Raw genomic sequence first — 21,194 nt, 5'->3', positions numbered from 1 at the left:
GTTTTCCATCTGCGATTAAAGGCAAGCCACCTTCTTTTCTCTGCCTTTTCTTCATATATAAATATATAGATTAAGTCTATCTGTTTTGCATCCCTTTGTCAAGTATGGTATACTTGCAGACATATATATTTGTTTTGGAGGTATTATATTATGCAGAAACGCTTTTCCTTCCCGCCCCTGCCGCGCACAGCGCTCGCGATCGCTGCAGCTGCTGCCCTGGCGCTCTCCGGATGCGCTGGTTCTTCCGGCTCAGGAACCCCCGCCGAATCCTACGCCGCTTCCGGGCAGACTGGTTCTCCTTCCAATGCATCGTCCGATGCTGCCAGCGAACAGGCGCGTTTTGATGCGTTTCTCGCACACCAGTTTCAAGAAAGCGTGCAGGATGATCCGCTCTCCCTTCATTTTCTTGTCCGGAATCCGGAAAATTACGGTATCACCGAACCGGAGATGAAATTTCCAGAATATTCCCTGGAACAGCTTCAAAAAGATTCCGAGGAAAACGCGGCCGTTCTTGAGGAACTTTCTTCCTTCGATACCTCTCTCTTGACCTCCGACCAGCTCTTCACCTACCGGATGATGAAGGACACACTGGAGACGGAAGCCGGCTCGAAGGGACTGGAACTCTACAATCAGCCGTTAAGCGCCCTGATCGGCACGCAGGCGGAACTTCCGACCTTATTAGCCGAATATACATTTTACAACCGTGCCGACATCGACCATTACCTGGCACTGCTTTCGCAGATCGACACATATTACAAGCAGCTCGCAGCGTATGAACAGGCGCAGGCAGACGCCGGTCTCGCACCGTCCGACGACACCATCGACCGGATTTTAAAATCCTGTAAAAGCTACCTCATCCGCCCGGAAAACAGCCTGCTGACGGAAACATTTGCCTCCCGCTTAAATGCGGTTGAGGGCTTAAGCAATGCAGAAAAGGCGTCCTACAAAGCAAAACATCTGACCATTTTAAAGGAACACTTTATCCCGGCATATACAAACCTCTCTAAAGCACTGGAATCGCTCAAGGGCTCCCATCCGGAGGCAGGAGGACTTAGCACCTACGAACACGGCAGGGAGTATTATGCCTATCTTGCGGCGGCGCTGACCGGCACAGATTCTTCGGTCGATGCGCTCAAAACGCGGATTGAGAAGCAGATGCAGGCAGATTTATCCGAAATCCGCGTCCGCTTAAAGGAACATCCGGAACTCGTCCGGCAGATGACCGACTCTGCCATCACACTCTCCGATCCGGATGAGATCCTTCAGAATTTACAGACGCAGATTCAGGATGATTTCCCGGCGCTTACAGATACCTCCTACGCGATCAAATACGTCCCGGAAGCGCTGGAATCTTCCCTGTCCCCGGCGTTTTTCCTCGTACCGCCGATCGATTCCGACGGTTCCAACACCATTTACATCAACGAAAAAGCAAGCACTGAGCAGAACCTCTACACCATGCTGGCGCACGAGGGCTATCCGGGGCATCTCTACCAGTCGGCTTATTTCAATGACCGGGAGCCGGTTCCGGTACGGCGGCTTCTTGCCTGCGGCGGCTACAACGAAGGCTGGGGACTCTACAGCGAACTGTACGCCTACTCCTTCGACAACGGACTGCCGGAAGCGGTCAAACCGCTGATGCGCTGCAGCGAAGCCAGCAGCTACGGGCTGTACGCGCTTCTCGACATCTGCATCCACTATGATGGCTGGGATCTCGCCACAACCACCAGTTATCTGGAAAATTCCTACGGATTTACGGATCCGGAATCCGCGCGCGAGATATACCTGGCAATCATTGATAATCCGGGCAATTACCTGAAATACTATACCGGCTATCTGGAAATCCTGACCATGCGCCAGGAAGCCGAGGAGGTACTTGGAAACAAATTCAACGCCAAGAGCTTCCACCAGTTCATCCTGAACATGGACGGCGCTTCCTTCCGGGTCATCAAACCGTATTTTCAAACATGGCTGATGACGGAGAAATTGCACGTATAAGAGAAAAAGAGCGGTATCTCCCTGTATGCATCCGCAGACTTCAGGGATCCCGCTCTTTTCGCATTTTCATGCTTTAGTTTACTTTCTTGTAATTCTTCTCAAAGCTCATCGGACCGTCGCCGATCTTCTCGCCTGCTACGCTCAACTCCAGCGTCTTTGCCTCGTAGTTCTGGATAAATGTATTGGCAATGGCCATGACAACCAGCTTGTCAGAGGACTCCTTTAAGGAGGAGAGATCCAGCGTCAGGGCGCCGTCCTTCTGCTCAAATTTATCCACGGTGATTCCCTCTTCAATGACGCCCACCTCTGCCATCTTATCAAGCAGTTCCTGTGCATCCAGCTCATCGCCGTCAATGCCATCCATATTCTGTTTTAAGCCGCTCTTATCAGATTTTACAGAATATACGCAAACGGTTACCGTCGGATCTGCATCCGTTACCACCATGCTTTCTTTCTCAGCCACGCCGTCTACAGTCTCCTGCTGCGCCGCACCTGCCGGGGCAGTTCCATGTTCGCTGGTTTCTCCTGTATTTCTTGCCGTCGGCGCACATGCGCTCAGAACAGCTGCCATCATAAGACCAGCTGCCATTACCATAAATTTCTTCATAATGTACCTCCTTGTATTCTCCTCGCAGCAGTTGCTTCACGGTTTTCGCAACCGTTTTTGTCTTTCACACCTGTTTCCATCCAGTGCAGACTACATCCATTCTTTTTACCGCTGCCCATCCTTACTCCTAAACCACTGATTCAGCTTCATCAGCGCCTTTACCAACGTCTGCATCTCATCTTCCGACAGATCGCTTGTCAGGCTCTCGATCATCTCCCGGTGGAACCGGGCGTGATGCCCATACGCTTTTCTGCCCCGCTCTGAAAGAGAAATATATACGACCCGCCGATCCTCGAGTCCCCGGCTTCGTTCCACATAGCCTTTTTTGACCAGGCTGTTCATGGCAATCGTGAGCGTTCCCACCGTAACGGACAGTTCTCTGGCAATCGATGACATATTTTTCGGTTCACCAATCCCGATCGCTTCGATCACATGCATATCGTTATTCGTGATGTCTTTAAACTCCGGCGTAATGATTACCTTCTGTTCTATGTCCATCACATCGCGGAACAGCGTCACCAGAAGCTCATTCAGCGTCTCATAATTTCCCACAGTTTTCCCTCTCATCCTTGGTTTCAGCGCGCAAAACGGCAATTTACCCTACCGATTATACAATATTCTGTGCGGCAAGACAACTAGCAAATTTCTTACATCTTCTCTTATACCATAGCACTTGTTACTGTTCACGCACACGTGCCCAGTAACGGAATTTGCCGTGGCTTCGCATTTAAATACGGCAAATTCCTGCTGCCACCACGTTTTCTTACGGCACTTTCGGTTCCAAAAATGCCTACCCGTGAACAGTTACCATAGCACTACATAAGATACTCGCCACAAGCCCCGCGAACGTTGCAATCAGCGCCCCCGCAAGCGTCCATCGCGTCTTTGAGATCCGCACGGTCAGATAGTAGACACTCATCGTATAAAAAACCGTCTCCGTGCAGCTCTCAAGAACCGACACCATCATGCCGAGCCGCGAATCGGGTCCATACGTTTTAAAAATATCTAAGAGCAGCCCCGTCGCCGCCGAACTGGACACCAGACGCACCAGAAGCAGCGGAACCACCTGCGCCGGTATATGCAGAAATGCCGCCGGTCCCGCCAGCACCCCGGAGAGGAAATCGAGAAAACCGGAGGTCCGAAGCACGCCGACCGCCGCCATCAGTCCCACCAGCGTCGGCAGGATTCCAGCCACCGTTTTAATCCCCGCAAGCGCCCCTTCGATAAAATCATCAAAAACCGGGCGTTTCTGAAGCACCGCAAACCCAACGATATAAAACAAAACAACCGGAACCAGGTATTCAGAGAGGTAATTGATGCAGCGCATTTGACGGCTCCCGTGTCTATACTTGTTTTATATGTATGGTTTGAATCCGCGTTCTATGATAACGGATCTGTTTCCAGAGCCCCTTATTTTAACAAGGGCATTATAGGGGATAAATTTGTTTTTTGTGTGAAATTTTTCCCCTACATGACGCCAAATTGCGTTTTCTATTTCCAGCCATCCTTTTTTATTGATTTATATTGCTTTCTCCTGCACATCACGCGGCACACCGCCACTCCTGCCAGCGTGCTGACACAGGTCGCCAGGAACGCCGGACCGGCCACTGCCAGCGGGTGCACCGATCCGTACTGGCTCCGGTAGGCAATCATATTGATAGGAATGAGCTGCAGCGATGAAATATTTACGACCAGAAACGTACACATTTCATCGCTCGCCGTTCCCTGTGTGACCGCCGCCGGATCCCCCGCCGCTCTCCGTTCCTCCTCCAGTTCTTCCAGCTCCTTCATCGCCGTAAGCCCCGCCGGGGTCGCCGCCCAGCCAAGCCCCAGCATATTGGCAATCATATTGGCGGCCATCGAAGAAAGCGCCGGATGACCCGCTGGAATGCGTGGAAAGAGGAAATGAAGCACCGGCCGCATCCCCGCCGACAACTGCTCAATCAGCCCCGCCCGCCGTCCGATCTCCAAAATTCCCGTCCAGAACGCCATCACCCCCAGCATCGTGATTCCCAGCGAGACTGCATCCCCCGCCGCTGCAAGCATTCCCTCCGTCACCGCCCCCAGCGTCCCATGCACCGCCGCCCAGCCAAGCCCCGTAAGCATCATAAACGCCCAGAGTGCATTTAACATGCATCTACCTCCCTGCTGTCATATGGTACGCTCAGAACATTTTATACTCAGACAAGTATAAAAAGACGCCAAATATACACCATCATAAATAGATACAATTATATCGTTTCTTTTCGTCCATTCCGCTTGCATTTCAGAATTTGGATCTTTAAAATAAGAACTATCATCTCCTTCACATGACAGACATTCTTTGAAAAAGGCCATTTTATATGGATTCTCCTGCCAAAAACCGTGAAGACATTGAAATATGATTTAATATTATGAAAACGAGGTATTCCGAATGAAACAATCCGCAGATTTAAAGCGTCTCCTCACCTCCATCGATCACAAAAGCTATCCGGCTTACAAGGACGTGCGCGGCGCTTATGATTTTAATACGTATATTTTATCCATCGACCATGTACAGGGTGACCCGTTTGCGTCCCCTTCCAAGGTCAGTGTCCAGGTCCGCCACGCGAAAGCCGGATTTCCGGCAGAGCTCTTTGATACGCCGTGGAAAAAAACAGCACTTGAAGATTACCTGCTCCGCTGTTTTTCCCGTGAAATCGGTCGTCTTTCTTTCAAGGCAAAAGGTTCTGGAAAAAGTGGTCTGATCGCCACCAGCCGCCCCGGTCAGGAGGTCCTCTCCCGGACCGCCTGCGAGATCGGAAGAAATGAGATTACAGCCCGTTTTGAGGTTGGTTTCCCGGCATTCGGGCGCACCATCAACTCCGGTGAACTGATCCGGATTTTCTTTGATTTTCTTCCAGGCTGTGTCGAAAACGTCTTTTTCTACCGCCGCCAGAACACCGCTGAAATCAAAAAACGCATCACGCTGGCAGACGATCAGCATTTTATCCGCAATGAGTTAAAACGCTTAGACCTCGTCTCCTTCGTCGCAGACGGCTCAATCCTGCCGCGTGAAACCGGCGTCTCCGACCGTCCGATGAAGGGCAGTGTGGCGTTCCATTCCCCGGATTCCTTAAGAATCACTCTGAATCTTCCGGAACACGGTCCGATCTCCGGCATGGCAATCCACCGCGGCATCACCCTGATCGTGGGCGGCGGCTACCACGGCAAATCCACACTGCTAAAAGCGCTGGAATCCGGCGTCTACAACCATATTCCAGGGGATGGACGTGAATATGTCATCACCGATGAAACCGCAGTCAAGCTGCGCGCCGAGGATGGACGCAGCATCAACCACGTTGATATTTCCCTCTTTATCCGGGATCTGCCGAACAAAAAAGACACCACCTGCTTTTCCACCGCCGATGCCAGCGGCAGTACCTCCCAGGCGGCAGCCGTGATCGAAAGCATTGAAGCAGGAACCCGCGCTTTCCTGATCGACGAGGACACCTCCGCTACCAACTTCATGCTGCGGGACGACCTGATGCAGCGCATCGTCAGCCGCGATAAAGAGCCGATTACCCCGTTCATCGAACGCGCCCGCGATCTCTACAAGCAGGCAGGAATCTCCACCGTCCTCGTAGCTGGAAGCTCCGGCGCCTACTTCTTCATCGCAGACACTATTATCCAGATGGATGCATACCGCCCGTTTGATATCACGGAGATGGTAAAAAATGCCTGCGAACAGGAGGCTTCCAAACCCGCCATCCAGGCGCCTGGGTTCAAGCTCCCGACGGCTGGACGGAAGCTGGCGGCTGGCGGGACTGGACGGGCTGTGGGCGCGATGGCGCTGGATTTTGGCGACAGCCGCGCAGAAGCTGGCGGTGAATCTCAGGAAGAGGGCGAAAACAGCGGTCGTTCCGGACGGTTTGGCAATCGCGGCGGCAGCGCCTCCGATGCAGGACGCTTTGAACGCGGTCGCGGAGGACGCCGCGAAACTGACCGAAATTCCGACCGGAACACGCGTATCAAAGTCCGTGTCCACGACAAACACTCTTTCCAGGTTGCCAAAGAGCCGGTCGATCTGCGCTTCGTCGAACAGCTTGCCGACAGCGAGCAGACCGCCGCACTCGCCCAAATGGTGCGCTACTGCCTGGAAAAAGGGCTTCTGGAGCGCTGCACCGTACAGGAAACGGTTGCCACACTCTTAAAAGCCTATGAAGCAGACGGGCTCTCTGTGTTCAGCGATGCTTCATATGCCGCCATGGGACTGGCAATGCCGCGCGTGCAGGAGATTTATGCTTGTTTAAATCGTTTTAGGGGATGATTGGATACACAAAAGAGGGCTGCATTTTGCAAGCCCTCTCTTTATATTTTTGCATTTTGTACTGAACTATTTGCACATTTTATCTTGTCTTATCTTCGATTTAACCTGCTCGAATCAGACCTACCCTTCGCACAGCGCCCGCATCACGCCCTCAACCGTCTCTATCTTCTCTGCTCTCCACGCGTTTCCGCCGCAGAAAATCAGAGCATGATCCTCATCACCGCGGGCGGCATTAACGAGTGCCTGTGTGATGCAGTATGGGATCTTCGCCGGATCACAGTGTTCCAGACACTGGTAACAGTGTGTCACTGCCTGTCTTCCTTTTTCCAGTTCTTTTAAGAACGCATTCTTGATCGCGCGTCCCGGCATGCCGACCGGACTTTTGACAATCACGATGTCCTCTTCCTTCGCATCCAGATATGCCTGCTTATATGCCATCGGTGCATCGCATTCCTCGGTTGTCACAAAACGGGTTGCCACCTGCACGCCGTCCGCGCCAAGCTCCATCTGGTGCATCACATCCGCATGGTCGTAGATACCGCCAGCCGTCACAACCGGAATCGATTTGCCATATTTCTGCGCGTATTTTTTAACCAGCGCGATAATTCCCCGCACTTCCTCGTCATATTCCGCCTGATGGAATGTCTCGGCTGCGTGCGGCGTGTCTACCTCCAGCTCGGTCAGCTTCTCACGGTCAAATCCCAGATGTCCGCCCGCCAGCGGTCCCTCAACGACCACCAGATCCGGTGCGGTCTGGTACTTGCGGTCCCACATCCGGCAGATGACCGTCGCCGCCTTAACGGAGGAAACGATCGGCGCAATCTTCGTCGCCGTCCCTTTCACATACTCCGGCAGGGAAACTGGAAGTCCCGCGCCCGATATGATCAGGTCAGCGCCCGCCTTGACCGCCGTTTTAACGTACTCCGCATAGTTTTTCGTCGCCACCATGATATTAAAGCCCACGATACCGCCCTTCGCGATCGCGCGCGCCTTCTGTAACTCTGAACCGATCGCGCGCAGGTTCGCCTCCTGCGGATGTTCGGCAAAATCCGGCTCCCGGAAACCGATCTGGGCAGTGGAAATAATGCCGATGCCGCCAGCCCCCGCCACGGCTCCTGCCAGCGAGGACAGGCTGATGCCAACCCCCATACCGCCCTGGATGATCGGAAGCTTCGCCGTCAGATCACCAATTTTCAGCGGTTTTAACTGTGATAAAATTGTACTCATACGATCTCCTATATTCACAAAGGGGACCGCCGCGCGGCAACCCCCTTTCAATATCTATTTTTTAGATTTTTCTAAAACGTTCATACCGCTGCTCCGCGATCTCATCCGGTGTCTTTTCCGCGCAGGACTGGAAGAACTCGCGCATATGGCGGTCGATGATGCGTCCGATCTCCTCGATGTTGTCATCGGTTGCCGGCTCATCCTCGCAGATAATGCGCTCGATCATGCCAAGCTCATACAGGTCCTCTGCCGTCATCTTCATGACCTTCGCCGCCTCGCTGGCTCTCTTGGCATCTTTCCACAGAATCGAAGCAAAGCCCTCCGGAGAAAGGATCGAGTAGGTCGCATTCTCCATCATCCATACCTCGTTGGAAACCGCCAGTGCCAGTGCGCCGCCGCTGCCGCCCTGACCAGTGATAATCGCCAGAATCGGCACCTTCATATCCGACATTTCAAAGAGGTTGCGGGCAATCGCCTCGCCCTGGCCTCTCTCCTCTGCCTCCATACCCGGGAATGCACCTGGCGTATCGACAAAACAGATGATCGGGCGGTTAAATTTCGCCGCCTGTTTCATCAGACGGAGCGCCTTTCTGTATCCTTCCGGAGACGGCATACCGAAGTTGTGCTTCATGCTGTCTTTCGGGGATTTACCTCTCTCCTGTCCAATGACCGTGACCGGCATTCCATAGAAAGATGCCACACCGCCGATGACCGCCATATCATCGCCATAATACCGGTCGCCGTGGAACTCGGTAAAATCGTCAAACAGGATCCGGATATAATCGCTGGCGTTCAGACGTCCGGCGCTACGGGACTGGCGTACTGCCTCCCAGGCGTCTCTCTCTCGGCCTGCGATCTTATTTAAGGTCTTCTGGCGCATGATACCGGAGAACGGTGCTTTCCGGCTCTTTAACTTGCCTTCCTCCGCAAAAGCTGCTTTTTCTGCCCTGGATGCAGATGCCGCTTCTGTGTGGTTCTCCGCCTCGTCGTTCCATTTCTCCCAGCCATGCTCCTGGCTGTGAAGCTTCAAAATCTGTCCCAGAACACGCTTCTGATCTTTTCTTTCCACGATCTGATCCACAAAACCGTGTGTCAGCTGGAACTCGGCTCTCTGGAAGCCCTCCGGGAGCTTCTGGCCGATCGTCTGCTCGATGACACGCGGACCCGCAAATCCAATCAGCGCTCCCGGCTCTGCCAGGATGATATCGCCCAGGGACGCAAAGCTTGCCGTTACGCCGCCGGTGGTCGGATCCGTCATAAAGCTTATGTAGAGAAGTCCCGCCTCGGAATGACGTTTTAAGGCTGCGGAAGTTTTCGCCATCTGCATCAGGGAGATCATGCCCTCCTGCATTCTCGCACCGCCGGAAGCCGCGTAGATGATAACCGGAAGCCGTTCCTCGGTCGCACGCTCTACCGCACGGGCAATCTTCTCGCCCATGTTGTGACCCATGCTGCTCATCAGGAAACGGGAGTCGCAGACCGCGATCACAGTCTCATAACCGTGAATCTTTCCTTTACCAGTGACAACCGCCTCATTTAAATCAGTTTTCTCTCTGGCTGCCTCAACCTTGCCCTCATAGCCCGGAAATGCAAGCGGATTGACCACAGACATCTCCTTATCCCACTCTTCAAAGGTACCTTCATCGATCAGCATCTCAATCCGGCGGTACGCATGCATCCGGAAATATCCGCCGCAGCGCGGGCACACATACAGGTTGTCCTTGACATCCTGCACCAGAATTGGTTTCTCACATTTATTACACTTACGCCATAAAGAACGCAGACTTTCCGGCGTCATCGCCGTCGGACGGCTCGGAATCTTCTCCGGTTTTTCCTGTGCTGCCTCTGCCGCCCTTTTATCTGCTTTCGCGCTCTCCGCACGGCTTACGCCGGCAGAACCGTGGTCGTTTGTATTGATCGAAGTATACGATTTCTTAAACAGATTTTTAAACATCTCTTATTCAACCTCACTTATTAGCCAATCATAAACGTCAGCTCTGCGGAAACAGCCAGCTTGCCATCGACGGTTGCCGTCGCACTTCCGATGCCGACCGGTCCTTTTCTCTTGATGATATGGCACTCCAGCTTTAACTTGTCGCCCGGAACTACCTTTTTCTTGAATTTTGCGTTGTTGATTGCCCCGAAATATGCCGTCCTGCCCTTATTTCCTTCTTCACTTAAAATCGCAACCGCGCCGACCTGCGCCAGCGCCTCCACGATCAGGACGCCCGGCATGACCGGCTCCTGCGGAAAATGACCTGCAAACCACGGCTCGTTGTATGTTACATTTTTATATCCAACCGCGCCCTCGCCCGGTGTCACTTCCTCGATACAGTCGATCAAAAGAAACGGATGACGGTGCGGGATGATCTCCTGGATCTCTTTAATTCCCATCATAATTTCAGTTACCTCTTTCGCTTTCCCAGACATCATTTTTGTATGCTGCAAGTCTCTTCCGCCAGCTTCAGTGCGCCGCTTCCAATCATTCAATCATCCACACAAAAACGTCCTCAAATTATATTTAGTCCTCAAATTTCTTGATTACCAGGCTGGCATTGACACCACCAAATCCCAGGGAGTTGGTCAGGGCATAGTGGATATCCATCGGAACACCCTCGCCCATCGTGTAATCCAGATCGCAGCCCTCGCCTGCCTCTTTTAAACCTGCGGTTGCGTGTACAAATCCATCCTCAATGGATTTCACGCAGGCGATAAACTCAACACCGCCCGCTGCACCTAAAAGATGTCCAATCATCGACTTAGTGGAGTTAATTTTTACCTTGTAAGCGTGGTCGCCCAGCGCTTTTTTCACTGCCATCGTCTCGAAGAGATCGTTATGGTGTGTACTGGTTCCATGTGCATTGATGTAATCAATCTTCTCCGGTGCGATACCTGCATCCTTGAGCGCCATCTCCATCGCATACGCTGCGCCGCTTCCATCCTCTGCCGGGGAAGTGATGTGGAATGCATCGTTGCTTCCGCCGTAGCCGACTACCTCTGCCAGAATCTTTGCGCCGCGCTTCTGCGCGTGCTCTAAGGACTCCAGAACTACGATACCAGCGCCCTCGCCCATGACGAAACCATCGCGGTCCTTATCAAACGGACGGGATGCCGTCTCCGGGTCATCATTGGTAGAAAGAGCCGTCAGAGCCGCGAAACCTGCCATACCGAGCGGTGTGATCGCAGACTCGGTACCACCGGCTACCATCACGTCTGCCTCGCCGTACTGGATCGAGCGGAACGCCTCACCGATAGAGTTCGTACCGGTCGCACAGGCAGTTACCACGTTGATGGATTTGCCCTTTAAACCATACTGCATTGCCACATTGCCGACTGCCATGTTGCTGATCATCATCGGAACGAGCAGCGGGTTCACACGGTTCGGTCCTTTTTCCAGCATTTTTTTATGCTCACGTTCCATCGCCTGTAAGCTTCCGATACCGGAACCGATGCTGGTTCCCACGCGGAACGGATCCTCTTTTTCCATATCCAGACCCGCCTGTGCGATCGCCTCACCGGCTGCCGCTACCGCATACTGGGAAAACGGCTCCATACGTCTCGCTGCCTTCGGATCCATGTATTTCTTCGGATCAAAATCCTTCACCTCGCCTGCCAGCTTTGCCTTATAATCGGTTGTATCAAAATATGTGATCGGCGCGATACCGACTTTTTTATCCTTTAATCCCTGCCAGAAGCTTGCTACGTCATTTCCAATCGGAGTGATCGCTCCCAGACCGGTTACTACTACACGTGTCTTATTTCCCATCTAAAAACCTGCCTTTCTATCGTCACAGTTCACACGTTGTGCAAACTGCGACACGATTTTGCCGATGCTTCGCATTCCAAATCGGCAAAATCCGCTGCCACTACGTTATCGTACGGCACTTTCGGTTCCAAAAGTGCCTATCTGTAAAGCACCTTTTCCCTACATCGCCATTCCGCCGTCCACGCACAGAACCTGTCCTGTGATGTAGGCTGCGCGGTCAGAAGCCAGAAATACGGCTGCCTGCGCTACATCCTCGGTCGTACCGAAACGTTTTAACGGAATCTGCTCGCCCATCGCCTTCTTCACATCGTCCGGAAGAACGGCGGTCATTTCCGTATCAATAAATCCCGGTGCAATCGCGTTGACCGTGATACCACGGCTTCCAATCTCCCTTGCCACGGATTTGGTCAGTCCGATCACGCCCGCCTTGGACGCACAGTAATTTGCCTGTCCCGCATTTCCCATCACGCCGGAAACAGAGGAAATATTGATGATGCGTCCGCCCTTCTGCTTTAACATCTGGCGGGATACGTGCTTAATGCAGTTAAATGCGCCCTTTAAGTTCGTATCGATAACGGCGTCAAACTCTTCCTCAGTCATCTTCATCAGAAGATTGTCACGGGTAATGCCCGCGTTGTTGACTAAAATATCAATTCTCTTATAGCGGCTGATAATGTCCTTTAAGAACACCTCCGCCGCGCTGTAATCCGAAACATTGCACTGAACGGCTTCCGCCTGTCCGCCCGCCTCGGTAATTTCCTTTACGACATCCTCTGCTTTTGCCGCAGAGCCATTATAATTGACGATCACCACCGCGCCCTCTTTCGCCATCGAAATAGCGATCTGACGGCCAATGCCGCGGCTGGCACCTGTCACAACTGCTACTTTTCCATTTAACATCCAAGCGCCTCCTTTACTTTGTCGATATCTTCCAGTTTCTCTATATTGAACGCCTTCGCGTTTTTGTCGATTTTGCGCATGAAACCAGTCAGGGTCTTACCCGGTCCGATCTCAATAAATGTGTCCACACCGTCTGCTAACATCTTCCGGATCGTCTGCTCCCAGCGGACGGAGGAAGAAACCTGCTTCATCAGAAGCGGCTTTACATCGGCTGCATCGGTCACATAATCTGCCGTCACATTCGCAATATACGGAATCTCCGGTGTATGAATCTCAACGGTATCGAGTACCTTTCCAAGCTTCTCGCCAGCTCCCACTAACATCTTGGAATGGAACGGTCCGCTTACCTTTAACGGAAGAACGCGTTTTGCGCCCGCTTCCTTCAATTTCTCTCCTGCCTCGGCAACCGCCTCTGTCTTACCAGAGATAACAATCTGTCCCGGGCAGTTATAGTTGGCAATCTGCACGCCCTCGATCGGCGCGATCACCTCTTCGATCTTCTCTGCATCCATCGCCAGTACGGCAGACATGGCGCCCTGACCAACCGGGACTTCGCCCTGCATCAGGATACCTCTCTGCCGCACGGTACGGATGGCATCTTCGTCAGACATAACGCCTGCAGCCGCCATTGCAGGATACTCTCCCAGGCTCAGGCCCGCAGCCACATCCGGGCGGATTCCGGTACGTTCCATGAATACACGCATCATCGCAAGGCTGGCGGTTACCATCGCCGGCTGCGTATACTCCGTGATATTCAGACGGTCCGTCTGCGCCGGATCAAAGCAAAGATCGGTCATTGAAAACCCAAGGATCTCGCTTGCTTTCTCAAACATCTCGCGTCCCGTTTCCGTTTCCTGATAAAAATCCTGTCCCATGCCAGTGGTCTGTGCGCCCTGACCCGGAAAAATAAATGCAATTTTGCTCATAGCGTTACACTCACTCTCTACTTTCTGCCCAAAAGCGCCTCCGCCTGGGCCATCATTTCTTCAATCATTTCCTTACAGGTCTGCTCTTTCTTCACCATACCTGCAATCTGTCCAGCCATCACGGTTCCGTTGTCCACGTCACCTTCCATGACTGCCTTCCGAAGCGTTCCAAGTGTTAAATACTCCAGTTCCTCGAACGGGCGTCCCTCTTTTTCCAGCTTCAGATACTCTCTCGTCATCTTATTTCTAAGACAGCGGATCGGATGTCCGTGACTCATACCGGTTACGGTCGAATCAATGTCTTTCGCCTTGATGACTCTGTCCTTGTAAGCCTGGCTTACGATAGATTCCTTCGATACGACGAAGCGGGTTCCCATCTGGACCGCCTCTGCGCCCAGCATAAATGCCGCCGCAATGCCGCGTCCATCTGCGATACCTCCGGCTGCAATCACCGGAATCGAAACCGCATCGACTACCTGCGGAACGAGTGTCATCGTCGTCGCCTCGCCGATGTGTCCACCGGACTCCATGCCTTCTGCAACGACTGCATCTGCGCCGCTTTTCTCCATCAGACGTGCCTGTGCAACCGAAGCGACAACCGGAATCACTTTAATGCCGGCTTCCTTCCACATACCCATGTATTTGCCCGGAATACCGGCGCCGGTCGTTACAACCTTGATGCCTTCTTCCACAACTACCTTTGCCACATCGTCCGCATGCGGGCTCATCAGCATGACATTGACGCCAAACGGCTTCTTTGTCAGCTCTCTCGCCTTGCGGATCTCCTCGCGGACAACCTCACCCGGTGCATTGGCGCCGCCAATTAAGCCCAGACCGCCAGCTTCAGAAACGGCTGCTGCCAGGTGATGTTCTGCCACCCATGCCATGCCGCCCTGAATAATCGGGTATTCAATCCCCAACATTTCTGTGATCTTTGTTTTCATTATGCCTCTACACCTTTTTCTTTTAAGTAGTTCATAACATCGCCTACCGTTGCCAGGTTCTGCAGATCCTCTGCCGGGATCTCTACGGAGTACTCATCCTCCAGAGCCATAACTAATTCAAACAGATCCAGGGAATCAGCGCCCAGATCATCCTTGAAAGAGGAAGCCTCGGTAATGGAATCTGCGTCTACGCTCAGCTGCTCTGCAATAATTTCTTTCATTTTCTCTAACATCGTTTCAATCTCCTTTTTAAATGAATTTTCTTTTTGTGACCGCAAAAATGCAATCACTGTTCTTATATTTTATCAAAAAATAGAATAATGTACATTAGTTTTGCTATATATTTTTTGCTTCTCCAGGCACCTACCAGGTCATCAATGCCGCGCCCCAGGTAAGACCCGCGCCAAAACCTGCCATCACCAGCGTATCGCCGCGTTTTAATCGTCCGTCCCGGTGCATTTCATCCAGGAGAATCGGAATAGAAGCCGCCGATGTATTGCCGTAGCGCTCGATATTGACCGGAATCTTATCCATCGGAACCTTCAGACGACGGGACGCCGCTTCCAGAATCCGGATATTCGCCTGATGCAGCAGATAATGCTGTACCGCCTCGCGGTCCGTTCCGGTCTCCTCCAGAATCGCATTCACAATCTCCGGTACCTTCTTCACCGCAAACTTGAAGACTTCCTGACCGTCCATCTGCATAAAACCAAGCTCCGGTCTGCCGCCCGTCAGGCAGTTTTCAAGACTTCTCGCCTGGCAGTACAGAACGTCGTTCTTCGTTCCATCGCTGCCGACCAGCGTCTTCACCACACCCGTCTCGTCCGCCCGGACAACCGCCGCGCCCGCGCCATCGCCAAATAGGATGCAGGAACTGCGGTCCGTCCAGTCTAACACCTTGCTCAGCGTCTCCGCTCCGATGATCAGCGCCGTCTTATAGATGCCCGCCTGAATAAATCCCTGCACAATATGTAAGGCGTAAATAAATCCGGAACATGCCGCCGTGATGTCAAACGCCACCGCATGTTTCGCCCCGATGGCTCCCTGTACATCCGCCGCCGCACTCGGGAACGCCCGATCCGGGGAAGACGTCGCCACGATCACGATCTCAATCTCCTCCGGAGAAATGCCCGCGTCCGCGATCGCGCGCTTCGCCGCCTCTGTCGCCAACGCCGAGGTTCCCTCGCTCGTCGAGATATGTCTGGCTCCAATACCCGTCCGTTCCCGGATCCAGGCATCATTTGTATCAAGAAATTTCGTCAAATCCTGATTCGTCACAACCTGCTCCGGCGCATACGCGCCGATTCCAATGATTCTAGCTGTCATTTTCTCGTTTAACTCCGCTTCTTCTATAAAAGATAGTTTTAATTTCAAATGGTTTGATATTCAAATTAATTTAGAGTGTAGCGGAGAATCTGGGGTTTGTCAAGGATAACTTGTAAATGAACGGCAGGATTCTGGTGAGAAGACGCAACCCGGACAGAGAAGAGCCGCCCCCAATCTTCCGGAAAACGCTCTCGCTCTTGCACTCGCTGCAACGGACACTAAGCTCGAAAAAACCTCGCTAAGTGCCGGCGCGAGTGATGTTTCCTACAGATTGGGGGCGGCTCTTCTCCTGAAATACGCATCACTTGAAATACATAAAAATTAGGATACCGCGGTTTCCTTTTTCGTTGTATAATTATAAGACATAGGTATCTTTATTGTATCTATACAGAAATTTGTATACTATATTATCTATATATTACCCTATTAAAAGGAGGAGTTGCTATGCAGAGTATTCTTGTATGTGACGATGACAAACAGATCGTGGAAGCGATTGACATATACTTAACCGGTGAGGGATTTGAGGTTATCAAGGCATATGACGGCGCGGAGGCACTGGAACTTTTAAAAACGCACACCGTGAATTTGATGATTCTGGACGTTATGATGCCAGGGTTAGATGGCATCCGGACGACGCTGAAGGTGCGTGAAACCAGCAGCATCCCGATCATTATTCTTTCCGCGAAGTCTGAGGATGCGGACAAGATTCTGGGCTTAAATATCGGGGCAGATGATTATATCACGAAGCCGTTTAACCCACTGGAACTGGTCGCCCGCGTGAAATCTCAGCTCCGCCGCTACACGCAGCTGGGAAATATGAACAATCAGATGGGCAACCACGTATTCAAATGCGGCGGCTTGCAGATCAACGATGAAAATAAGGAAGTAACCGTGGACGGCGAACTCATCAAGCTGACACCGATCGAGTACAACATCCTGCTTCTGCTCGTTAAAAACGCCGGAAAAGTCTTCTCCATCGACCAGATCTACGAGGCGATCTGGAATGAGGAGGCGATCGGCGCGGACAATACAGTTGCGGTTCATATCCGCCATATCCGCGAAAAGATCGAAATTAACCCGAGGGAGCCGCGCTATCTGAAGGTTGTCTGGGGTGTTGGATATAAAATTGAGAAGCAGTAAAAATGTGAATCATCCATCTAACAGAAGTTAGGAGTTGCAAAATTTATGACAAAACTCTCACATATTCCGATGCAGATCCAGAAATGGATCGCCAGCCTCGCGCATCTGTTTTTCCTGATTCTGGGACTCATCGGTATCAGCCTCATGTATATCAATGGAAATTTCGGGCTGGGGCTGACCGGCATTGGCTCGGTTCCTTATGAGGACACCGCGGAATTTAACACACAATTTAATAACGATCTGAACGATATCTTCCTATATATGGAATATCAGGACGTCTTCGGTGCCGACAGCTCGATCGACCTCTCGCGCCGGATGCTCAAAATGACCTTTGGACCAAGCGAGACCGAAAATTTCTCCCTGTCCTCCCTGATTTCCTATCTGGAATCCATGGGGTACCAGCTCGACGACGACTTTAACTGCCAGAAGGTTTCTGAACCGGCAGACGGCGTCAAGAGCCGCGAAGGCTACGTCGAATGGTCGGTTCAAGAGCCGCAGCGGATCTACAGCTACCGTTCTGCCAGCCGGAAGCGCAGCACATTGGAGGATGCGGCGGTCGAGATCATGGACACACTGCATCGTTATTACACAGTGTATAACCGTTTCGTCGCCAATCCATCCAACCTGCATTTTAAAATCCAGTACACGGAGCCAGATTCGGATCAGAGCGAAACAACCCAGTTTACAAACACCGATTCCCTGACACCGGAAAATGTCAAGGAATACGGGCGCTACGCGTACCTGCCGGGCAATTCCGTTTTCTACGACACCAACATGAAAGCGATCCCGCTCAGCAGCATTTCCGCACTGGCATCCAATAACCCGTACACCGGCAGCGACTATTATCTGCTGATCGGAATCGATACAAATTATCCAGTCACTGACCTTTACGCGCGCACGCATACCGCATACCTGCACCGGCAGCACCTGTATCTGACCGGATTTGCACTGACAATCTTTGCAACGATCGGACTGCTTTTAAGCTTCCTGTTTCTGTTCCGGGTGTCCGGCTACCAGAGTTACCGCAGCTTCGACGTGACGCTGCACGGCTTCGACAAGAGCGGCACTGAAACCGGCATCGTCTTTTTTGCCGCCATGACCGCGATCGCCCTGGTTGTAAGCGACCTGATTCTCATCCGCATCCTGCATCTGGTCATTCCATCGCAGTATTGGTACTTCTCCGATCACAGCCTGCAGGCGCTGGTCCTGTATCTGGGCGGACTGCTGCTCTTTTTCAGCCTCCTGCGCCGCTACCGCGCCGGTACCCTGTGGACCTCCAGCCTGATTTGCCGGATTCAGAAGAAAATGTTGATCCTCAAAACACGGCAGAACTTCCGCAGCCGCCTAGGCATCGGATTTGTTCTCTATCTTGCAATCAACACAGCGCTTATCAGCCTTGCCTGGTATTTCTGGGACCGCGTGTATGCAAATTTATACGTTGTTTACCTGCTGACAGGTCTGACTGTGCTGGTATTTCTGCTGTTTAACCTGTGGATCTTTTACATACTGTTCCGGCAGGCAAGCGAACAGGAATCCATCCGCGATGCCGTCCGCCAGCTCTCCGCCGGGGAGACCAGCTATCAGCTTGATCTCGATGAATTTGACGGTCCGGAGCTCACGCTGGCAGAGGGACTCAACAACATCAGTTCCGGTCTTGAAACCGCCCTTCAGGAGAAAATGAAGAGCGAACGCCTCAAAACCAACCTGATTACCAACGTTTCACACGACATCAAAACGCCGCTGACCTCGATTATAAATTATGTAAACCTAATGAAACGGGAACATATTGAAGATGCGCGGATCAACGCCTATCTTGATGTGCTCGACCAGAAATCACAGCGTCTCAAAACACTGATTGAAGACCTCGTCGAGGCATCCAAGGCAAGCTCCGGCAATGTGAAGCTTGAATTTACCGACATTGACCTCGTCCAGATGGCATTTCAGACCAACGGCGAATTTGAAGAAAAACTGGATGCCAGACATCTGCAGCTCATCATCAATGCCCCGCGGGAACCGCTGATGATCCGCGCCGATGGACGCCGCCTGTGGCGCGTACTTGAAAACCTGTACAACAATGTCTGCAAATATGCGATGGAGGGCAGCCGCGTCTACGTAGACCTCGCCCGCGTTCCCGGAAATCCAGAAACCGGTACTGCTGGCCAGGCAGTCTTCACCATCAAAAATATATCTGCCAATCCGCTCAACATCCGTGCCGACGAGCTGACCGAACGTTTCGTGCGCGGCGACGTCGCCCGCACCACCGAGGGAAGCGGGCTGGGACTATCGATCGCCAAAGATCTGACGGAATTGCAGAAAGGGCAGTTTAGTTTGTATATCGATGGGGACCTGTTTAAGGCACAGGTGGCGTTTGATTTGGTGGAAATGAAAAAAGAAAATGAAGAGAATCAGAACGAAGCTGGCAAAGAGCTGAGCGATGAAGCGACTGAAACGCTGACAAATGAGCCGGGCGATGAAGCGACCGAAACACCGACAAATGAGTCGGGCGATGAAGTGACAAATGGGCTGATACACAAATCAACCGATGATTCCATTACCTGATATTTAACCATTTTATAAACGAGGTTTTACCACTTATGAAACGAACCCATCTCATGATCGGCGCCTTTTTCTTCTGTATCCTGGCGCCCAACCTGCTCTTTCCGCTTCTAAAAACAGAGGCGGACGAGGGCACCGGAGAAAACCGGAGCCTGGCTTCCTTTCCGACCTTTTCGTTAGAGACCATCGATACCTGGCCATCCGGTGTCGAAGACTGGATCGATGACCACGCGGCGTTCCGGAACCGATTCTTAAGCCTGAATGCCCGCTTAAACCTCTCCTTATTTCAGTTTGGAAACTCGCAGGACGTCATCACCGGAAAAGATGGCTGGTATTTTTACACCCTCGGAAGCTCCGTTGAAGACTTCCTCGGCACCAACCGTTTCTCCGCCGGGGAGCTTCAGATGCTGGCAGACAAACTCCAGACCATCCACGATGCCTGGAAAGAAAAAGGCACCGAATTCATCTTCCTGTGTGCGCCCAACAAAGAAGGTGTATACAGCGAATTCCTCCCGGATGGCTTCACCGCACCGGACGGACCTACCCGCCGCAGTGAACTGCTCGATTATCTGGAAATACACACAAATGTCCCAGTTGTCAATCCATACCCGGAGCTCAAAAACCGCCGGGACTATCAGTGGTATTTCAAAACCGACACCCATTGGAACGATGCTGCCGGATTTCTCGTCTCCGGGCAGATCATCGATGCCGCTGGCGGCACCTCCACGCCGATCGAGGACGTCACTGTCACCTATGAGCCACGCGATCCGGGCGATCTGGCGAACCTGTTCCACATGCCAGAATCCATGTGCGACGATACCAAAGCAGATGTATCCGGGTATCGAAACAACGTAACCATCCACTACGACAGTGCCTCTGACGATGGCAACATCGCCCACATCTCAGCAGTCCAGACGCCCGACCCGCGCCGCATCGCGATTTACCGCGACTCCTTCGGAACCGCCCTGCTGGCCGGACTGCCGAAATACTTTGCGTATACCGATTTTTACCACTGGCAGGTATTTGAGCCGGAATTTTTGAACGAAAATAAGCCGGATGTGCTGGTGTATGAGGTGGTGGAACGGGATTTGGGGAGAATGATGGAGGATTTGGAGAAATTGATGCCCACGCAAAAATAATATGTGCATTTTTTTATTTAAACAGTGCAAAAAAACTTTCGAATTTAAAAGAAATGTGATACAATCAATCTATGGATGCCACCATAACACGGTATGCGGCTTGGTCCTCTTTCAGAGGGCTGCGTACCCTCTGATTACATAGATACCTGCAAGGGAATCTACCTGAGAGGAGGGATGCCATATGGAAATCATTGGAATTGTACTAGCGATTTTGAGTTTCGGCGCAACTTGCCTCAAAGCCGGATATTCACTTGGCAAAGATGTAGAAAAAAGCGCAAAAAAATAGCCGCCCATCCTGACACGATTGCGGCTATTTTCTTGTCTTAATCACTAGGGAACCAAACCGTCTATCGGTGGCATCCTTTATATATAATATAACA

General features: G+C 52.1%; 18 protein-coding genes. 5 read left to right on the top strand and 13 right to left on the bottom strand.

Features of this window, described 5'->3' with window-relative positions:
* The first annotated feature begins 150 nt into the window (after positions 1-150).
* The gene (locus tag DWY89_RS02610; RefSeq protein WP_118524374.1) at positions 151-1,995 is read left to right on the top strand and encodes a DUF885 domain-containing protein; all 1,845 of its coding nucleotides are present in this window, start codon (positions 151-153) and stop codon (positions 1,993-1,995) included.
* Positions 1,996-2,068: 73 nt separating this feature from the next.
* Here DWY89_RS02610 and DWY89_RS02605 read toward each other — a convergent pair whose 3' ends face one another.
* From DWY89_RS02605 to DWY89_RS02590, 4 genes are all read right to left on the bottom strand, one after another.
* On the bottom strand, positions 2,069-2,602 hold the full coding sequence (locus DWY89_RS02605) for a GerMN domain-containing protein (RefSeq protein ID WP_117796536.1): 534 nt from the start codon (positions 2,600-2,602) through the stop codon (positions 2,069-2,071).
* A gap of 105 nt (positions 2,603-2,707) precedes the next feature.
* Positions 2,708-3,154: a MarR family transcriptional regulator gene (locus tag DWY89_RS02600; protein WP_022358468.1), complete on the bottom strand. Its 447-nt coding sequence runs from the start codon at positions 3,152-3,154 to the stop codon at positions 2,708-2,710.
* Positions 3,155-3,392: 238 nt separating this feature from the next.
* Positions 3,393-3,929 (bottom strand): spore maturation protein, encoded by a 537-nt coding sequence (locus DWY89_RS02595; RefSeq protein WP_118522244.1) that lies wholly within the window; start codon positions 3,927-3,929, stop codon positions 3,393-3,395.
* Between the two features lie 164 nt (positions 3,930-4,093).
* The gene (locus DWY89_RS02590) at positions 4,094-4,735 is read right to left on the bottom strand and encodes a nucleoside recognition domain-containing protein (protein ID WP_118523437.1); all 642 of its coding nucleotides are present in this window, start codon (positions 4,733-4,735) and stop codon (positions 4,094-4,096) included.
* A 280-nt stretch (positions 4,736-5,015) separates the two neighbouring features.
* Between DWY89_RS02590 and DWY89_RS02585 the strand changes: the two genes are divergently transcribed.
* A complete protein-coding gene (locus DWY89_RS02585; protein WP_118524373.1) occupies positions 5,016-6,890 on the top strand; it encodes an ABC-ATPase domain-containing protein in 1,875 nt (624 codons plus the stop codon).
* A 120-nt stretch (positions 6,891-7,010) separates the two neighbouring features.
* On the opposite strand, the gene DWY89_RS02580 is transcribed toward DWY89_RS02585, so the two are convergent.
* The 9 genes from DWY89_RS02580 to DWY89_RS02540 all read right to left on the bottom strand — a co-directional run bounded on the left by DWY89_RS02580 (position 7,011) and on the right by DWY89_RS02540 (position 15,979).
* Positions 7,011-8,117, bottom strand: coding sequence for a nitronate monooxygenase family protein (locus DWY89_RS02580; RefSeq protein WP_107000849.1), 1,107 nt, complete (start codon positions 8,115-8,117; stop codon positions 7,011-7,013).
* Between the two features lie 61 nt (positions 8,118-8,178).
* Positions 8,179-10,071, bottom strand: coding sequence for an acetyl-CoA carboxylase, carboxyltransferase subunit beta (accD, locus tag DWY89_RS02575; protein WP_118524372.1), 1,893 nt, complete (start codon positions 10,069-10,071; stop codon positions 8,179-8,181).
* A 20-nt stretch (positions 10,072-10,091) separates the two neighbouring features.
* Positions 10,092-10,514, bottom strand: a complete 423-nt coding sequence (gene fabZ, locus DWY89_RS02570; RefSeq protein ID WP_022359380.1) for a 3-hydroxyacyl-ACP dehydratase FabZ — start codon at positions 10,512-10,514, stop codon at positions 10,092-10,094.
* Positions 10,515-10,638: 124 nt separating this feature from the next.
* On the bottom strand, positions 10,639-11,883 hold the full coding sequence (gene fabF, locus DWY89_RS02565) for a beta-ketoacyl-ACP synthase II (RefSeq protein ID WP_118493605.1): 1,245 nt from the start codon (positions 11,881-11,883) through the stop codon (positions 10,639-10,641).
* A 159-nt stretch (positions 11,884-12,042) separates the two neighbouring features.
* Positions 12,043-12,783: a 3-oxoacyl-[acyl-carrier-protein] reductase gene (gene fabG, locus DWY89_RS02560; RefSeq protein WP_118493608.1), complete on the bottom strand. Its 741-nt coding sequence runs from the start codon at positions 12,781-12,783 to the stop codon at positions 12,043-12,045.
* Positions 12,777-13,709 carry an ACP S-malonyltransferase gene (gene fabD, locus DWY89_RS02555; RefSeq protein ID WP_022360535.1) on the bottom strand — a complete coding sequence of 311 codons (933 nt, stop codon included), beginning with the start codon at positions 13,707-13,709 and terminating at the stop codon, positions 12,777-12,779. Before fabD ends, fabG begins: the two co-directional genes overlap by 7 nt.
* A gap of 17 nt (positions 13,710-13,726) precedes the next feature.
* Positions 13,727-14,653: an enoyl-[acyl-carrier-protein] reductase FabK gene (gene fabK, locus DWY89_RS02550; RefSeq protein WP_118523436.1), complete on the bottom strand. Its 927-nt coding sequence runs from the start codon at positions 14,651-14,653 to the stop codon at positions 13,727-13,729.
* Complete coding sequence (gene acpP / locus DWY89_RS02545; RefSeq protein ID WP_022360533.1) at positions 14,653-14,886, bottom strand: acyl carrier protein; 234 nt, start codon at positions 14,884-14,886, stop codon at positions 14,653-14,655. Before acpP ends, fabK begins: the two co-directional genes overlap by 1 nt.
* Positions 14,887-15,016: 130 nt before the next feature.
* Positions 15,017-15,979 carry a beta-ketoacyl-ACP synthase III gene (locus tag DWY89_RS02540; protein ID WP_118523435.1) on the bottom strand — a complete coding sequence of 321 codons (963 nt, stop codon included), beginning with the start codon at positions 15,977-15,979 and terminating at the stop codon, positions 15,017-15,019.
* 444 nt (positions 15,980-16,423) lie between these two features.
* Here DWY89_RS02540 and DWY89_RS02535 point away from each other — a divergent pair, with 444 nt between their 5' ends.
* The 3 genes from DWY89_RS02535 to DWY89_RS02525 are packed head-to-tail and all read left to right on the top strand — an operon-like array spanning position 16,424 to position 20,814.
* Positions 16,424-17,119 (top strand): response regulator transcription factor, encoded by a 696-nt coding sequence (locus tag DWY89_RS02535; protein WP_022360531.1) that lies wholly within the window; start codon positions 16,424-16,426, stop codon positions 17,117-17,119.
* Between the two features lie 45 nt (positions 17,120-17,164).
* Complete coding sequence (locus DWY89_RS02530) at positions 17,165-19,678, top strand: HAMP domain-containing sensor histidine kinase (protein ID WP_118523434.1); 2,514 nt, start codon at positions 17,165-17,167, stop codon at positions 19,676-19,678.
* Between the two features lie 35 nt (positions 19,679-19,713).
* Positions 19,714-20,814 (top strand): alginate O-acetyltransferase, encoded by a 1,101-nt coding sequence (locus DWY89_RS02525; RefSeq protein ID WP_118523433.1) that lies wholly within the window; start codon positions 19,714-19,716, stop codon positions 20,812-20,814.
* Positions 20,815-21,194 lie beyond the last annotated feature (380 nt).

The sequence above is a fragment of the Clostridium sp. AF27-5AA genome, assembly GCF_003478415.1.
Lineage (GTDB): Bacteria > Bacillota > Clostridia > Lachnospirales > Lachnospiraceae > Otoolea > Otoolea fessa.
This window is presented reverse-complemented; position numbering and strand designations above follow the sequence as displayed.

Coding starts and splice junctions, on each gene's coding strand:
- DWY89_RS02530 (WP_118523434.1), top strand. CDS start 17,165: ATGACAAAACTCTCACATATTCCGATGCAGATCCAGAAATGGATCGCC.
- fabD (WP_022360535.1), bottom strand. CDS start 13,709: ATGAGCAAAATTGCATTTATTTTTCCGGGTCAGGGCGCACAGACCACT.
- DWY89_RS02525 (WP_118523433.1), top strand. CDS start 19,714: ATGAAACGAACCCATCTCATGATCGGCGCCTTTTTCTTCTGTATCCTG.
- DWY89_RS02535 (WP_022360531.1), top strand. CDS start 16,424: ATGCAGAGTATTCTTGTATGTGACGATGACAAACAGATCGTGGAAGCG.
- fabZ (WP_022359380.1), bottom strand. CDS start 10,514: ATGATGGGAATTAAAGAGATCCAGGAGATCATCCCGCACCGTCATCCG.
- DWY89_RS02590 (WP_118523437.1), bottom strand. CDS start 4,735: ATGTTAAATGCACTCTGGGCGTTTATGATGCTTACGGGGCTTGGCTGG.
- accD (WP_118524372.1), bottom strand. CDS start 10,071: ATGTTTAAAAATCTGTTTAAGAAATCGTATACTTCGATCAATACAAAC.
- DWY89_RS02605 (WP_117796536.1), bottom strand. CDS start 2,602: ATGAAGAAATTTATGGTAATGGCAGCTGGTCTTATGATGGCAGCTGTT.
- DWY89_RS02585 (WP_118524373.1), top strand. CDS start 5,016: ATGAAACAATCCGCAGATTTAAAGCGTCTCCTCACCTCCATCGATCAC.
- fabF (WP_118493605.1), bottom strand. CDS start 11,883: ATGGGAAATAAGACACGTGTAGTAGTAACCGGTCTGGGAGCGATCACT.
- acpP (WP_022360533.1), bottom strand. CDS start 14,886: ATGTTAGAGAAAATGAAAGAAATTATTGCAGAGCAGCTGAGCGTAGAC.
- DWY89_RS02595 (WP_118522244.1), bottom strand. CDS start 3,929: ATGCGCTGCATCAATTACCTCTCTGAATACCTGGTTCCGGTTGTTTTG.
- DWY89_RS02540 (WP_118523435.1), bottom strand. CDS start 15,979: ATGACAGCTAGAATCATTGGAATCGGCGCGTATGCGCCGGAGCAGGTT.
- DWY89_RS02580 (WP_107000849.1), bottom strand. CDS start 8,117: ATGAGTACAATTTTATCACAGTTAAAACCGCTGAAAATTGGTGATCTG.
- fabK (WP_118523436.1), bottom strand. CDS start 14,653: ATGAAAACAAAGATCACAGAAATGTTGGGGATTGAATACCCGATTATT.
- fabG (WP_118493608.1), bottom strand. CDS start 12,783: ATGTTAAATGGAAAAGTAGCAGTTGTGACAGGTGCCAGCCGCGGCATT.
- DWY89_RS02610 (WP_118524374.1), top strand. CDS start 151: ATGCAGAAACGCTTTTCCTTCCCGCCCCTGCCGCGCACAGCGCTCGCG.